Genomic DNA, 16,923 nt, shown 5'->3' on the forward strand with positions numbered 1-16,923 from the left:
AATTAGAGTACAAAGACGGAGGTACGAATCTTCTTAAACAAACTTATAAACCCGCATAGATTCTGACCTCCCAACACCAGACGCTCTACTACCAGACTTTGGCACGTACTTTGTTTTATATATAGAGACTTCACAAGTCTTTAACTTAAAACAAAGGAATCATGAAAAACTTTACTCTTCTTATTGCAGTTTTGTTTGCGGGATGGTCGGTTTCGGCTTCCGCAGGAGTTACACCCACTCGGGCTTATAACGACTCTTTTATATTTGTTGAAGGAGGGGTTGAGTTCGCAGTGTATCCAAACGGGGAATTCGATTTTTATTATAATCCCGATTTCAGGAGAACAAATGTTGTAAATATTTCTACTCCCAGTACGAATATCAGTTATAATGCGGGATTTAACTATGATCCCTATATCCAGTATGATGATTATGGTGCCGTAATTCAGATTGAGACTGTGCCTGTATTTTACGATTACTACGGAAGAATTATTCAGGCAGGGGATGTTTTAATCGATTATAATAATCATGGCCAAGTTGGTCGGGTTGGTAATTTAATTGTTCATTATAACAGGTTTAACCGAATCTCACATTATAATGGATTTATAAACAACTATAACAGATATTACATACACAGGCCATGGCATTCATTTTATACGAGGCCACATTCTAATATGAGTATCGTGTTCGGGAATCCTTACAGGGCATATTATCAGCCACACAGGGTTAGCTATAATCAGTATATAACTTATTACAGTAATAATTACAGAAACACTTCTTATACTAAGAACTTCTATAGGCCAAACCAGACAGTGGTTGCCTACAACAGAGGTCGAAGAGTTACTGAACAACGTGATGTTAGAAAAGAGTTTCGTAATTCGACTACAAGAACTGAAAATAATATAGCTGAAAACAGAAGGACTTCAACTGCAAGGGAAAGAACAACTGCAACTGATAGAGGAAGTAATAGCAGAACCAGTAGTAACCTGGAAAACCGAAGTAGAGCTATTGAAGATATGAGGAAAACAAGAAGTACTTCTTCCAGAATTGAGAGCAACAGTAATTCCAGAGCATCTGAAGCCAGAACATCAAATACAAGAAGACCTGAAGCTTCAGAAAGGACGATAAGAAGGAATTCTTCTCCGGCGAGAAGTTCAAATAATGTTAGACAAAGTGCTCCGGTACAACGAAGTGCAACTGTAAGGTCTACTAATTCAGGTAGAAGTTCAGCTACACAACGTACTGTTATAAGATCTCGAAGTGAAAATTCAAATTCTTCGCCTTCAAGAAGAAGTTCGGCACGAAATGTGAGAAGTAATAATTAAAATGTTCATAATTTAATTTTTTGGTTGGTTAGTTGGAAAACCCCCACGGTTGTCGAGAGACGCCTGGGGGTTTTCTGTTTCAGGCAATTAGCGGCTTGTGTACTTCCGTAGAAGCTCATTAACATCTGAAGAAAAATTAAATTTATAAGCTCCCAATAGGTAACAAATGCAGATGATAAAAGACTTTAATCCGATATTAATAATCGGATGAAATGGAAATTCCCAAAAATAAAATGCAGCACATAAAATTCCAATAAATAATAAGATAAGCCAGGTTTTATTGGTAAAAGGATGAATCTTAAACTTATTGATTACCAGGAAAATTTTCGTGCTGTTGTAAATAAAAAATGCCAGAAAACTCGCCATAGCGGCACCTTCAATTCCGAAGCTTGGGATAAAAAAAACATTCAGGACAAAAGCAAGTACCGCCAGGAAGACACCAATCCCCAGTACAAGACGATAATAATCTGAATTAAATAAAATACTGTTATTGTTTCCCAGCAGGTTGTCGTAAAGTTTTACGAGCGAAATTAAGAGAACCACCAGCACACTTAGTTCATATTCTTCAGGAATTAATTCATAAAGCTGGTTAAGATTAGTAATAATGAGAATAAAAATAATTCCGCTTATAATCAATAAGTTTACAGAGCTCCTCTTATACAAATCCCTAAGCCCCTCCCTATCCTTTGTGTTCAGTAGATTTGCGGTCATTGGATGGGTAATCTGGTGCATTGCTTTTTGCGGAACAGAAATCACCGTAGCAATATAAATACCTATTCCATAGATCGCAACATTCTCAATTGGCAGATAATATTCAATCATTATCTTATCAAGATCCAGCAAAACCATTGCCACGGAAGATGCCAACAAAATCAGGGAAGTATATTTAAGCACCCGGACTAAATTCTGCGGAAATTTAAAACTGAAATTTGGCGTGTAAAGTGCAAAGGCATACAGACCCATAGCGATTGATCGTAAGACAAAAACTCCGGCTATAGCGTAAATAAATTCTGAAACGATTATCCATTCAAAGTATACCCCCAGAAGTAGCAGGCTAATACAGAATCTATGGAAGACCTCCTTCATAAAATTTCCAAAAACACTTTTGTAATAAAGTTTGGACCAGGAAAAGAAAATCTCGAAATAAGCCGTGGCAACAGCGATCACAAAAATCAGCCAGATATAAGGCTGTACAAGTTCATTCCCGTCAGAGAAATATTGAAGAAGAAGATCGTAGGAAAACAACCCCAGCAAACCAATTATTAAAGCTACTCCCAGCGGCAATAATAAGGCAAGATTAAAAAGCCGGTCCTTCTCCTCTGTTGTTTTATAGGAAGTATAAAATTTAATAAGTGTGCTATTAACACCAAAGGCCAAAAATGGCCATATTAGGTTAGCCGCCGAAAGCAGGAAACTAACGAGTCCATAATACTCCTGTTCAAGAAAATAGGTAAAGAGAAACAGGGTATTAATAGCGCCAATCCCAAATCCAAAATAAGTGGTGACCAGGTTTTTAAAAGACTGGTTGATAATAATCCCCATAATCTAATTTTGCTTTAGCAAGTTAGCTAAATTGCCGGTAAGCGTCTTGCGGTGGTAGTTTTCAATGTTCCGGGAATTCACTTCCAGTCGACCTTTTTTAAATTGGCTGTACAAATTTAAAATATGCTGCTTAAGTTCTTCTTTTTCTGAATATAGAAAAAAAGTACCGGCCAAAGTCTCGTCCAAAATTTGGCAAATATCCCACTTTTCAGGGCCTAAAGCTAGAATCGGCCGCTTTGCTGAAAGATACTCAAATACTTTTCCCGGAATTATTCCTTGGGTTTCCCGGCTGTCGATTTCGATTAAAAGAAGCACCTGACTCTTACGCTGAAGCTTAATTGCTTCAAAATGAGGTACGTATTTTTGAAGCGTTAAATGGTCCTTCAAACCAGCGGCTTTAATAGAATCCAATACTTCCTCACTCACGGCTCCTACCAAATTCAGCATAAAATCATCAGCAAAACTTTTATTTTCAGAAATTAGTTCCCCCAGGCATTTCCAGAGATTTTCGGGATTTCTACCCGATAAAAGTGAGCCGATATGCGAAAAACTAAATTTCTTATCCAGCTGAATACCATTTTTTGTCGGCTTTTCATCAAAACCGTTGGTAATTACTGTCACCGGCTTTGCTGTTTTATTCTGAAATTCCTGCTTTGTGGTAAAACTGGTGGTAATGATTTGATCTGCAGCATTTAGTACTTCCTTTTCCAGAGCAAGATGCTTTTTTTCGGAAGCCTTTGAAAGTTTCAGTTTATCGTGATAACCAATCTGCGTCCACGGATCACGAAAATCGGCGAACCAACTTATTTCAATATCTTTCTTTAGCTGAAGACCAATCAGGTGCAGGCTATGAGGCGGTCCGGTGGTGATAATTGTGTTGATTTGCTGCTCTTTTAAAAATTTCTTCAGAAACTTAACTGAAGGTTTAATCCAGAATTTACGTGCATCGGGAATAAAAAAGTTCCCCCTGATGTAGAGCATCATTTTCTGAAGAAAATTCTGTTTTCCTTCCTTAGCAATTATCCCAGAACTTATGGTTTCAGTATCTTTTTTGGAGAAAAGTTTAGCCAGGGAGTAAGGTTCAAGAATATCTTTCTGAACAACCTGTACGTTCTCAGGAACTTCAGAAGCAAGGCTTTTATCGGTTAAAGGATACGTAGGATTTGCCGGAATATAAACAACCGGCTCAATATCAAATTCCGCAAGATATTTAACAAATTTAAGCCAGCGCTGTACCCCGGGACCACCTGCGGGAGGCCAATAATACGTAATGATGAGTACTTTCTTCATTCACTACCTCTCCTCTTTTTTCTTCCTTCTCACACCATAGAAAATTCCGCCTATTACACAAAGTCCCAAAATTATGGAACTGGCGAGGGTAATCTGGCTTCCGGTGTTGATAACTTCAGGCTCAAATCTAAAGGTAACCGTGTGATCCCCGGCAGGAATATTCATTGCCCTTAAAACGTAATTTGCCTGTGCATGGGGCACTTCTTCTCCATCTATATAAGCTTGCCAGCCGGGCTGATAATAACTTTCGGAAAAAACCGCCAGCTGATTGCTGTTGGAGGAAGTTTTATAAACCAGCTCATTAGGCTGCTCATTTACCAGCTCAATTTCAGCCTGGGCATTAAAACCTACATTATCGCCCAAAATATCCTTATAATCTTCATTAATTACAGCCGTATGTTGTAAGTCTACTTCTTTTAAAGCCACAATCTCTTCATTAGCCGAGCCTACCCACTTCACATCTTCAACGAACCATGCGTTACCATAGTTATTAGGATTCTGTTGTGCCTGGACTCCTTCTTCTGTTGGAACAATAAAATACTTTACGTTCAGCATATTAAGGATCTCCATATTATTTTCAGCAATATAGAAATCAAAGAGCTCCTGGATCCGTCCCGGTTTAGCCCCGTGATAACCCCCAATGGAGCTATGAAAAAAAGATGCCCTACTACTGCTTAGAGGATTTCCGGTAACATCGTAAACACGATAACGTGAATCGTCCTGCAAAATTTCCAGATCTGCCTGTGTAGCTTCAAAAGGACGTTCCATTTTTCTTGCCAGCACAAAATCTTCATTATTTACATAACGTCGATCCACGCCTACCAGGTCTACTAAAAAGAGAACTGCAAATCCTGCAATCACAAGTTTTTCTGAAATTTTTCCCTTTAGATAAAACCAGATTAAAGCTGCAGAAAGCAGTACAAATATTAATGATCTTATAGTGTCTGAAGTAAATATAGCTCTGCGGTCTTCTTTTAATGCACGCACAAAATCTATCCCTAATTGTTCAATTAAAATTGAATCTCCCGCTCCACTAAAATCAAAAAGTACAGACTTCATTAATAAAAATGTAACGCTTAGGCCACCGGTAATAATTGTAGCCCATTTAAGAGCCTCCATTTTAACCTCTTCTTTGTCGAACTTATTAAAAAGTTTGTACAGGCCGAAAATTGCCAAAACCGGTACACATAATTCTATAATTACCTGGATAGAAGTGACCGCACGAAATTTATTATACAGCGGAACATAATTGATAAAAAATTCGGTTAAAAACTCGAGATTCTTACCCCAGGAAAGTAAAAGTGCTAACAAACTACCTCCAACGATCCACCATTTCAGTCGGCCCCGGATTAAGAAAAGAGCAAAAACAAACAAAAATAATACGCTGGCTCCAATATAAGCCGGCGCTCCCACATAAGGCTGATCTCCCCAATAGGTAGGTGCATTTTCAGCAAAGTCTGCGGCCTGAGCAGGAGAAGCTCCCAATCCCATGATTGCATTATAAACTTCAGAATCCTTACCAATATCTTCAGAATTTGATCCTCCCATAAACCTCGGAATAAAGAGATTAAAAGACTCTGCTATTCCATAACTATAACTGGTGATATAATCGAAATCCAATCCTGTAGCTGTTTTTTCAGATCCATCAGGATTTATCGTCAGTCCCGTATCCCCTCGGGTACTAAAAGCAGTATATTCTTGCGTAGCCAGCAGGTTAGTCGCATTGGCTCCAATGGCAAGTATAACTGCTACTACCATTATTCCAAGCGATTTAAAATAATGAGGGAGATTTTTTTTTCTAATTGCATCTACTAAATAAGCAATTCCTAAACAAATCACCAGCAAGAGTAGATAATACGTCATCTGGAAATGGTTAGCACTAATTTCCAAAGCCATTGCAAAGGCCAGAAGAATAAATCCCAGCCAGTTTTTTCTCCGGAAAATAAGAATAATACCTCCTAACACCATAGGCATATAAGCAATAGCATGTGCTTTGGCATTATGCCCAATGCCAAGAATGACAATTAGGTACGTAGAAAACCCGAAAGCCAGCGCTCCTAAAAAGGCCAGTTTATAATCCAACTTTAAGCATAGCAACAGGATGTAAAATCCTATAAAATATATAAAAAGGTAATCTGCAGGTCTTGGCAAAAACCGAAGCACAGAATCCACATCTTTAATATAATTATGAGGATAACGGGCACCTAATTGATATGTCGGCATCCCTCCAAAAGCAGCATCTGTCCAGTAAGGTTCCTCGCCAGTCTGCTCCCTAAAGTCAGTTTGCTCCCTTGCCATACCTAAATATTGAACTATATCGCTCTGGTAAATTACTTTACCTTGCAAAACGGGATTAAAATAAGCTAAGGCAATAACTATAAAACCTGCAAGCACGAACAGGTGAGGGAGGATTCGCTTGAATTTAACCATCAATCAGATTTTAGTTTCAAAAGATATCCTGAAGATTAGCAACTTCAGAATAAAGGTCGAAATTTGATAATTTTAACCAGTCATCTATTATTAACTGGGATGTTTCTAAAAACGTATAACCAGCAATGGTTCGAAATTAATCAATTTCTTCGTAATCGATATACTCACCAACATCTTTGTTGGATTTCCTGCCCTTTTGCGGCTTTTTTTCGATACTGACTTTTCCTTCCTTTTCTGCTGTAGGTTTTTGATACTGATTAAATTGATCCTGAAACTTCTTGCCCATCTTCTTCATAAAATAGCGCAGAATTATAGGACCCAAAAAGCGAAATAATATTTTCAATCCGAAATATATAAGCAGGATAATTAATATCGTCCTTAATATACCCGAAAATGATGCATCGTACATGTCCTGAAATTTCTGCAAAAATAAAAAGATGAGTAGACAATTCCTGTTTTTAAGGGCCTAAAAAAATAATAATTTTCCTCTATATTTGAGCGAACCAAACCTGGTAACCATGCACAAAAGCCTCACCTATTTTCTTTTTATTTGTACAGTTTTTAATGTCCATGCCCAATATACCGAAACCATTAATTCTAACCGGCCCGGAGAGTCACAGGGAGGTTTTGCTGTTGGAAAAGGAGTAATACAGCTGGAAGGGGGAGGATATATGGGAAATGATGATCATGCACTTTACCGTCAGGAGACCGATGTTTTTGGTGCAATGTATGGCTTACGTATTGGACTGCTAACCGAGAATCTCGAGTTGAACCTTTTTGGATCTTTTCAGGATGAAACAACCAGTGTGCGTATTGGTAACCGGGAACAAGAAGCTCACATAAGGAACTTCAGGACAAACACTTTTGGTGCTAAGTACCTGGTTTACGATCCCTACAAAAATGCTGAAGAAGATAAACCCAATTTATATAGTTGGAAGGCTAACAGACGTTTTAAATGGAAAACGCTAATCCCCGCAATCTCGGTTTACGGAGGTGGTAACTTCTCTGTTGGTGAGAATCCGTATCTATATCCTGGTGAATCTAAGTTAAGCCCTAAAGCCGCAATTATTACCCAAAACAACTGGGGAAGATGGGTATTGGTAATGAATTTTATAGCAGATAAATTTACAGAGGAATTCCCGAGTTACGGTGCTATAGCAACAGTTACCCATGCAGTCTCCCCTAAATTTGCACTTTTCGGTGAATATCAAGGTTACATCAGCGATCTTTATGCTGATGATATCGTGAGAGGTGGTGCTGCTTATTTACTGTTTGACAATCTACAGATGGACATTTCCGGTTTAATTAACTTTAAGGACACACCCTCAAGATGGCAAATAGCAGGCGGATTTTCTTACAGGCTGGATTTTCATAAAGATGATGAAATTCTGGGGGATTCTGTTGACGAAGCAAGAGACAATAGAAAGCAAAGAAGTCAAAATAGCGGATTCCAATTTGATGATGAGGAGTGAGTGAGAAACAGGAAGCAGGAGACAAGAACCAGGAAACAAGAATCAGGAAACTCGCTGAAAAGAACTTTGAGGAAGCTCTCATAGATTATTTCTGAATTTGTGGTGAAACTTAAGGTCGATAATTACCATTTTGGATCGTTCACTTTAGACGGAACCAAGTACCAGGAGAAAAGAATCAGGACAATCGCTGGAAACGTTCTGCGGAAACTCTCAGAGATTATTCGTGAATTCGTGGTGAAACTTTATGTTCAAGAATTGCCATTTTTAGAGGCCTCTCTTTTTTCTGAAACATGAAAACCTGAAACCTTTTGAAATTAAAAATCGCCAACCGGTTCAACAGTCAACCCACAACAATTCTAAAGGTCGATAATTGCCATTTTAAAAGCTTCTCATTCTTCTGAAGCAAGAAACCGCTTCGCTGAAAGAATAAGAATAGAGAAAAAACCAGAACCACGAAAACATTTTGAAGACGTTCCTTTTCTGAAACAGAAAACCTGAAAATTTTTGAACTGAAACAGGCAACAGATAACCCACAACATTTCTACAGGTCGATAATTGCCATTTTGAGGGAGTATCTTTTTTCTGAAACATTAAACCTGAGACTTTTATAAGCTGACAACCAAAGCAAGACAACAGCTGATAAAAAAATTCCTTTTCAGTTACTCACAAAATGAGCTTCTGAAAAGGAATTTATTTTTTGAAACTTTAAAACAGCTTCGGTTCTAGAAAAATCCTTCTTTTCCGTTAAAGAAGAGCATTACTCCAGCCACAAGAATGAGAACTAGAATAGATACGGCTATATCTACCCAATTGTAACTGTTTTTATTATTTGCTTTTTCTTCAGGAGAAATAGTCTGGAAAGTAAGATTAAAGATTTTTTCTCTTGAAGGTATACTGGTCGCTAAACTAACTACTGTGATTAGTATCACACAGAATAGGAAGAACCAGGCTGCAAAAGTAAGGAAGTTTATATCTCCCAACAAAAACAGGAATCCATCAGGATCCAGTGATTCCTTCATAAGTTCCAGCACAATTCTCGATGCACCTACGATAAAACCTACTATCAGGGTTATAAATGCTCCTTGTGCATTTATACGCTTATAAAAGATTCCGAGTAGGAAAACCGCTGTAATTGGAGGTGCTATATACGACTGAACTTTCTGTAAATACTCATACAATACCCCCGAAATATTAGCCATAATTGGGATCCAGATAATACCAACAATTACAATAAATACCGTGGCAATTTGCCCAGTCCTTACAAGTTTCTTTTCAGGAGTATTTGGTCTTAATTTCTTATAAATATCCACAGTAAATAAAGTGGAACATGAATTAAATACTGAAGCCAGTGAACTCATTAGAGCCGCTAAAAGTCCCGCAGCAACCAATCCACGTAAACCTGAAGGCAGGAGGTTACTCATCAATACAGGGAAGGCCTCATCTGGACTGTCCCAATGTAATTCTCCTCTCATTTTAAGCGTTAATGCTATGATACCTGGAATAAGGAATAGGAATACAGGAAGTAATTTTAACAGTGCACCAAAAATAGTACCTCTTCTCCCTTCTTTAATGTTCCTTGCGGTAAGAGCACGCTGTACAATATACTGATCTGTACACCAGTACCAGATTCCTACAATCGTACTTGTAATTAACAGTGAAGGCCACGGAAATTCGGGATCTGAAGCCGAACGCCACATGTTTAGATATTCTGGAGTTACAGTTTCCGTCATACTGGCCCATCCACCTACTTCATTTAAACCAATAAAAGTAAGTGCTGCTGCACCAAACACAAGTATAATAGCCTGTAGCGTTTCTGTATAAACTACTGCACGCATTCCTCCAAGTACGGTATATAATCCTGTTAAGATTACTGTAGAAAGTGCACCGGTCCAGAAATCGATACCAAGTAAAGCGGAAACCACTACCCCACCGGCATAAATGGTAACCGAAATTTTGGTAAGTACATAAGCGATAATAGAGAATACAGAAAGTACCCAACGTGAACGTGCATCAAAACGTTTCTCAAGGAATTCCGGCATGGTAAATACTCCGCTCCTGGCATAAAAAGGAAGGAAGACCCAACCAAGGATCAGTACTACCCACGCCTGAATTTCGTAAATAAGCATCGGAAGCTTATTTCCGGCACCAGCACCCGCCAGCCCCACAACGTGTTCCGATCCAATATTGGAAGCAAAAATAGAAGCTCCAACTACGAACCATCCCACATTTCGTCCTGCAAGAAAATAATCTGCCGTATTTTCCTGCTTTTTACGTATTACCCATACCGCAATACCTGCAAGTACCAGAAAGTATAGACCTATAGCGATCCAGTCAAAAGTATCTAAAGTCTGCATAATTTATTTTACTGAAAATTTAAAACTCGTATTGGATGTATACGTTTCTCCTGGTTCAAGTACTACAGAAGGAAAACCTTCCTGATTTGGAGTATCGGGGTAATGTTGGGTTTCAAAACAGAATCCCGTTCTTTTCTCATAATTACCACCTCCTTGTGCAGGTAAAGTACCATCAAGGAAGTTTCCAGAATAAAACTGCATTCCGGGTTCATCAGTATATACTTCAAGAAATCTTCCGCTTTCCGGCTCATACGCTGAAGCTGCCATTCTCATTCCGCTATCCTGTTCGTTTAAAACCCAGTTGTGATCATAACCACCGGCTCTCTGAATTTGCTCATTATCTGCATTAATTCCTTCAGCAACTTCTTTTGGCTCGCGAAAATCAAATGGAGTACCTTCAACTTCTTTTAACTCCCCTGTAGGAATAAGATTTTCGGTTACCGGCAAAAATTTATCGGCATTAATTTCTACTATATGATCCAGAATAGTCTCACTAAAATCCCCGGAAAGATTAAAATAAGCGTGTTGCGTAAGGTTGATAATTGTTTTCTTGTCTGTCGTAGCTTCATACTTTACATCAAAAGAGTTGTCATCAAATAGAGTATAGGTTACTGTGGTTTCAAGTTTACCGGGATATCCTTCTTCCATATCCTCACTAGTATAAGTAAGCACTAAGGAAGAAGAGTTTTCTCCTTCTTCGGGAGTAATATCCCAGATTACTTTATCGAATCCTTTCTCACCCCCATGTAAGTGATTTTCACCATCATTTTGAGCAAGTTCATATTCTTCACCGTCCAGAGAAAATTTTCCTTCGGCAATCCTGTTTCCGTAGCGACCTATAAGAGCACCAAAAAACGGATTGTCTTTTGTATATTCCTCAAGCGAATCAAACCCTAGAACCACGTCTTCATATTCACCCTCTTTATCTGGTGCTTTAAGGCTGGTAATTCTACCACCATAGGAAATAACTTTAACTTCCATTCCGCCGGCGTTGGTAAGGGTATACATTTCGACCTGCTCCCCTTCCGCGGTTGTTCCAAATTCAGATTTTTCTATCACAACTTTCTGGTTTTCGGCAGTTTCTTCTGCCTGGTTGTTTTCCTCTTTGTTTTCGTTTTTACATTGCACAAATAATAAAGCAAAGCTTAAAAGAGCAAAACCAAAGAGACTTCTTCTCATGTTTTTCATTATAGTAGTTGGTGTTAAGAGTTACAAGCCATGCTGAAACAAATGATAATAAGCTTCATTGGCATTAATTTTATCTTTAAAATCTCTCACCGCTGTTTTGTCGTCTATTACCAGCAGTTCAATTCCGGCAATATCGGCAAAATCTTCTAAATATTCAGTAGTTAAAGCCTGAGTATAAACAGTATGGTGTGCACCTCCGGCTAAAATCCATGCAGTAGCTGCAACCTCAAGATCTGGCTTGGCATCCCAAAGTACACGGGCTACAGGTAAATTTGGCAATTCCTGGGGTTTAACTGCTTCAACTTCGTTTACTAACAGCCTGAATCTATTCCCCATATCTATTAAGGATGCATTAAGTGCCGGGCCTTGCGGGGAATCAAATACAAGTCTTACAGGATCTTCTTTACCTCCAATTCCTAAAGGATGAATATCACAGGTTGGTTTTCCGTCTGCAATAGATGGACAAATTTCCAGCATATGTGAACCTAAAACGTAAGATTTCTCGGGTGTAAAGTGGTAGGTATAGTCTTCCATAAAAGATGTACCTGGCTCTAATCCTACAGCCATTACTTTCATCGCTCTTAATAAAGCAGCTGTTTTCCAGTCACCTTCAGCTCCAAACCCATAGCCATCTGCCATAAGTCGTTGTACGGCAATTCCCGGTAGTTGCTTAAGCTTTCCAAGATTTTCAAAAGTATCTGTAAAAGCTTTAAATCCACCTTCATCTAAAAATGAACGTAAACCCAATTCTATCCTGGCAGCATCCTCAAGAGAACTTCTTTGAGCTCCTCCTTCTTTTAATGCTTCAGTTAAATTATAAGAAGATTCGTATTCCTTTAAAAGAGCGTTCACTTTATCGTCAGAAACTTTCTCGATATGCTCCACTACTTCTGAAGAATCATAACCGTTAACAGACATTCCAAAACGGATTTGTGCTTCCACTTTATCACCTTCTGTAACTGCCACTTCACGCATATTATCACCAATTCTGGCGACTTTAAGGTGTTGTAATTCGTCCCAGCCAAGTACCACTCTTGTCCAGATTCCTAATTTTTTCTGAACACGATCTGATTTCCAATGGCCCACAATTACTTTACGCTTTTTGCGCATTCTGCTCATTATAAAACCGAATTCCCTGTCACCGTGAGCCGACTGGTTTAAATTCATGAAATCCATATCAATTTCATTCCATGGAATTTCAGCATTAAACTGTGTGTGCAAATGACAGATTGGCTTCTTAAGAATATTTAATCCGCTAATCCACATTTTTGCAGGTGAAAAAGTGTGCATCCAGGTAACAATACCAATACAGTTTTTATTGGTATTCGCCTGAAGACATAAATCTGTAATTTCTGCTGGTGTTTTTACAGTATCCTTATGAACAATTTTTAACGGAATTTGAGAAGATCCATTTAGACCTTCTACAATTTCCTTTGAATTTTTTGTAACCTGATTAAGAGTTTCTTCCCCATACAGGTGCTGGCTACCTGTTACGAACCAGATTTCTTTATGATCAATATCTATCATTTGTATTTATATAAGTGGTTGGATTATTATTTCTGACCGTAATAGGCATCTTTGCCGTGCTTACGTTCGTAATGTTTTTTAATTAGTGAATCTTTTAATCGTGGCGCTTCAGGATTTATCTGAAGGGTGAGATATGCCATTCTTGCTACTTCTTCAAGAACTTTGCTGTTATAAACAGCTTTTGCTGCATCTTTTCCCCATGTAAAGGGTCCATGATTTCCAAGAAGTACCATTTGTACTTCCTTATAAGAAAGGCCTTTATCCCTAAAACAATCCAGGATCTGGATCCCGGTGTTGTATTCATAATTTCCTGCAATTAAATCGTCACGCATTGGCGGTGCACAGGGAATATCGGCAGTAAGATGATCTGCATGGGTGGTTCCAAAAATTGGAATGTCTTTTTGCGACTGTGCCCAGGCTACAGAATAAGTAGCATGTGTGTGTGCAACACCACCAATTTCTTCCCAGTTCTTGTATAAATAAGCGTGGGTTTTGGTATCTGAAGAAGGTCGCATTTCCCCCTCAATAACATTGTTATCAAAATCCATAATAACAATATCTTCAGGTTTTAAATCTTCATAGGGAACGCCGCTGGGTTTAATAGCAAAAACTGCTTCTTTCCTGTCTACAGCACTCACGTTACCAAAAGTATAAATTACAAGATCCAACGCATTAAGCTGCATATTTGCCTCGTAACATTCTTTTTTTAATTCCTTAAAGCTGGAGCTCATAATTAATTGTTAAGAGATTTTCTATCTGTTTTACTGTCTACAAAAGAACTTAAATCCTGATAAGCTTTCATTAAGTTTTCGTATTTAGAAATTTTTGCATCTTCAGGATGATATTCTGCTTCAAAATCGCTACCTAAAGTTTTGCTGGCCTCAATGACATTCGGAAAAATTCCTGCAGCTACAGAAGCATATATCGCTGCTCCCAATGCCGGAGCTTCGTCAGACTTCGCAACCTTAATTGGCTTTTTAAGTACGTTTGCTAAAGTTTGCATAATAAACGGTGATTTTCTTGCAACCCCTCCAATTCCTATTACGCTATCAATCCTAACACCTTCCTGCTCAAATCTATCAACTATTTCTTTTGATCCAAAACAAATTGCGTTAACAAGTGCTTTAAAAATATGTGGGGCTCTTGTTCCAAGTGACAGGTTAGAAATGGCACTTTTCAGCTCCTGATTGGCATCGGGTGTCCTACGACCATTAATCCAGTCCAACGCTATTGGAATGCTTTCTGATAGTTCTATTTCTTCAGCCTGTTCTGAAAGTTTTCTAATGAAATTCTTCTCAATTTCCGCTTTCAGATTTTCTTTTTGTTCCGAAGAAAGTATTTCAGAATTTAAAACAAGATTATCTACCGGCCATGAAAGTACATCCTTAAGCCAGGCTAATAAATCACCAAAAGCCGATTGTCCAGCTTCCAAACCGATAAAGCCCGGAATAACCGAACCGTCTACCTGTCCGCAAATCCCGCGTACTGTTTTATCTGCAATTACTTCTTTGGAGGATACAATAATATCGCAGGTAGAAGTTCCCATAACCCTTACAAGAGTATGTTCATCTATTTTTGCACCTACTGCACCAGAATGTGCATCAAATGTTCCTACGGCAACCACACAATCTGTAGTTAACCCTAATTTATCTGCCCATTCCTTGCTCAGGTTTCCTGCAACCTCGTCTGAAGTGTATGTTTCATTATATAACCTACCGCGTAATTCACCAAGATAAGGGTCCAGTCTGTTCAGAAAATCTTCGGAAGGAAGGCCTCCCCAGCTTTCGTGCCACATCGCCTTATGTCCCGCAGCACAACGACTTCTTTTAAAGCCTTCCAGATCCTGATTATCGATAATATGATAAGTCATTAAATCGCAATGTTCCATCCAGGTATATGCCGAATTTTTCACATTTTCGTCCTCCCGAATTATATGCGCTATCTTCGCCCAAAACCATTCTGAAGAATAAATTCCTCCTTCATACTTGGTATAATTTTCACCTCCCCAGTTTTCAGCAAGTTCATTAATTTCATTGGCCTCCTCAATTGCTGTATGATCTTTCCATAAGACCATCATTGCGTTTGGGTTATCCTTAAATCCTTCCTGCAAAGCCAAAGGTGTTCCATCTTTAGATACAGGAACTGGTGAAGATCCTGTTGTATCTATACAAATACCTTTTACATCCCCTCCGTTTACTTTACTTTTGGCAATTACACCTTTAATGGTTTCTTCCAAGCCTTCAATATGATCTAAAGGATGTTGCCGAAAACGATTGCTGGATGCATCACAAAATTGTCTTTCTTTCCATCTTGGATACCAGTAGACAGACGATGCGAGCTCATCTCCGTTCTTTGTATCAAGCAAAACCGCCCTCACCGAATCTGTTCCGTAATCCAATCCTATTACATATGTACTCATTGTATTTTTTTTATCTTCAAAACAAATATAAAAATTAAAATTAATAAGTGTTATAGAAACACTTATTAATTTTAAGATTTCCTTAATGCGTTTTCATTTTTAAAACTGTTCACAGTATAAGCAGCTAATTTCACTATTGCTATGCCTCTGAATACTTTAATTTTTTTCAGGAATGAAGTTCTCTGAAGTGTAAAAAATTTAGGTTTTTCCAATGCTAACATCGCTGCCATTCTTAAAAATCATTAATAAAATTCAAAAACCGGTCTTCCGTTGTCATCAAATTCAACCTCCATCATTCTTGCATGACGATTAGGATCGTATAAAGGATCTGCCTTAATTTCTTCTAACGATCTTTTATCTGTTGCAGGTACCATTTTTGGATCTCCAACTGCCTTTTCGTAATCTCTCGCATGATAAATCATTAATGGATCTCCATTTTCGTCGATGGTAAAGGAATTATGTCCCGGACCATAAAGCCCTTTTTCTTCATTGGTTTTTAAAACCGGATATCTTGACTTTTTCCAGGAATTTCTATCCAATAAATCAGCATCTTCCTCGGCTTCCATCATTCCCATAGCATAAGAAGCTCCGGTGGCACTTGCTGAAAACGTGATAAAGATTTTGCCATTGTTTTTAATCACCGCAGGTCCTTCATTCACCCAAAAATCAACACGTTCCCAATCGTAATCTGGCGTGGTGAGCATAAACTGAGCTGTTTTTAATTTAATAGGTGACTCCATTTCAGCTAAGTATAAATTAGAAGCTGCGAATTGTCCCCCGGTTTTTTCTGCCCAACTGAAATAGCGCTTTCCATTGTGTTCAAAGACAGTTCCGTCTAAAGAAAAATCGGTAAAGCTTTTGGGGTCATTATCTGCTGCCTGCATCATTCCAAGCTCCACCCATTCATCCTTTAATGGATCCTGGCCATCAAGTTCCAACACATAAGGTCTCAACGCCCATATATCGTCTTCTTCACTCGCTGCAAAATACACATACCATTTTCCATCTAAATAATGAATTTCCGGTGCCCAAATGTGACGACTCATCGGTCCACTTTCGTGCTTTTCCCAAACTGTAAAAGGCTCTGCATTTTGCAACCCCTCAATGGTTTTTGCCCGTCTTATTTCAATGGCATCGTATGTTGGAACAGAACCTGTAAAATAGTAGTAACCGTCTGTATGCCTGTAAACAAATGGATCTGCTCGTTGCAGCACAATAGGATCATTTGACTCATGGGTAGCTTTAACATTCCCCGTATGATCTTGCGCTTCTAATTGCGATAAATTAGCACATCCCATCAAAGAAAAAGCTATAAGCATTAGGTTTATTAATGATTTTGTCTTCATATGAGTTTGTTTGATTTTAATTTAGTTTTTCAA

The 16,923-nt window shown here is 38.5% G+C and carries 12 protein-coding genes; 2 read left to right on the forward strand and 10 right to left on the reverse strand.

What is annotated here, in order from left to right:
* Positions 1 to 161 precede the first annotated feature (161 nt).
* A complete protein-coding gene (locus RM549_RS12090) occupies positions 162 to 1,322 on the forward strand; it encodes a hypothetical protein (protein WP_311685170.1) in 1,161 nt (386 codons plus the stop codon).
* Between the two features lie 87 nt (positions 1,323 to 1,409).
* Here RM549_RS12090 and RM549_RS12095 read toward each other — a convergent pair whose 3' ends face one another.
* The 4 genes from RM549_RS12095 to RM549_RS12110 all read right to left on the reverse strand — a co-directional run bounded on the left by RM549_RS12095 (position 1,410) and on the right by RM549_RS12110 (position 6,993).
* Positions 1,410 to 2,864, reverse strand: coding sequence for an oligosaccharide flippase family protein (locus tag RM549_RS12095; RefSeq protein ID WP_311685172.1), 1,455 nt, complete (start codon positions 2,862 to 2,864; stop codon positions 1,410 to 1,412).
* 3 nt (positions 2,865 to 2,867) lie between these two features.
* Positions 2,868 to 4,154: a glycosyltransferase family 4 protein gene (locus RM549_RS12100; RefSeq protein WP_311685174.1), complete on the reverse strand. Its 1,287-nt coding sequence runs from the start codon at positions 4,152 to 4,154 to the stop codon at positions 2,868 to 2,870.
* Positions 4,155 to 4,157: 3 nt separating this feature from the next.
* Positions 4,158 to 6,584 carry a YfhO family protein gene (locus RM549_RS12105; protein ID WP_311685176.1) on the reverse strand — a complete coding sequence of 809 codons (2,427 nt, stop codon included), beginning with the start codon at positions 6,582 to 6,584 and terminating at the stop codon, positions 4,158 to 4,160.
* 136 nt (positions 6,585 to 6,720) lie between these two features.
* Positions 6,721 to 6,993, reverse strand: coding sequence for a DUF4834 family protein (locus RM549_RS12110; protein WP_311685178.1), 273 nt, complete (start codon positions 6,991 to 6,993; stop codon positions 6,721 to 6,723).
* Positions 6,994 to 7,102: 109 nt separating this feature from the next.
* Between RM549_RS12110 and RM549_RS12115 the strand changes: the two genes are divergently transcribed.
* Entirely contained in the window at positions 7,103 to 8,056 is a 954-nt protein-coding gene (locus RM549_RS12115; protein ID WP_311685180.1) for a transporter, read from the forward strand.
* A gap of 722 nt (positions 8,057 to 8,778) precedes the next feature.
* Here the strand turns inward: RM549_RS12115 and RM549_RS12120 are convergent.
* The 6 genes from RM549_RS12120 to RM549_RS12145 form a co-directional block, all read right to left on the reverse strand.
* A complete protein-coding gene (locus RM549_RS12120; RefSeq protein WP_311685186.1) occupies positions 8,779 to 10,410 on the reverse strand; it encodes a sodium:solute symporter in 1,632 nt (543 codons plus the stop codon).
* Positions 10,411 to 10,413: 3 nt separating this feature from the next.
* On the reverse strand, positions 10,414 to 11,598 hold the full coding sequence (locus RM549_RS12125) for an aldose epimerase family protein (protein ID WP_311685191.1): 1,185 nt from the start codon (positions 11,596 to 11,598) through the stop codon (positions 10,414 to 10,416).
* Between the two features lie 21 nt (positions 11,599 to 11,619).
* The gene (gene araA / locus RM549_RS12130) at positions 11,620 to 13,125 is read right to left on the reverse strand and encodes an L-arabinose isomerase (protein ID WP_311685193.1); all 1,506 of its coding nucleotides are present in this window, start codon (positions 13,123 to 13,125) and stop codon (positions 11,620 to 11,622) included.
* Positions 13,126 to 13,151: 26 nt separating this feature from the next.
* A complete protein-coding gene (locus tag RM549_RS12135) occupies positions 13,152 to 13,856 on the reverse strand; it encodes an L-ribulose-5-phosphate 4-epimerase (protein ID WP_311685195.1) in 705 nt (234 codons plus the stop codon).
* A 2-nt stretch (positions 13,857 to 13,858) separates the two neighbouring features.
* Positions 13,859 to 15,544, reverse strand: coding sequence for a ribulokinase (locus RM549_RS12140; RefSeq protein WP_311685197.1), 1,686 nt, complete (start codon positions 15,542 to 15,544; stop codon positions 13,859 to 13,861).
* A 242-nt stretch (positions 15,545 to 15,786) separates the two neighbouring features.
* Complete coding sequence (locus tag RM549_RS12145) at positions 15,787 to 16,890, reverse strand: glycoside hydrolase family 43 protein (protein ID WP_311685202.1); 1,104 nt, start codon at positions 16,888 to 16,890, stop codon at positions 15,787 to 15,789.
* Between the last annotated feature and the right edge of the window lie 33 nt (positions 16,891 to 16,923).

Origin of the sequence: Autumnicola patrickiae (genome assembly GCF_031846525.1) — a bacterium.
GTDB lineage: Bacteria > Bacteroidota > Bacteroidia > Flavobacteriales > Flavobacteriaceae > Autumnicola > Autumnicola patrickiae.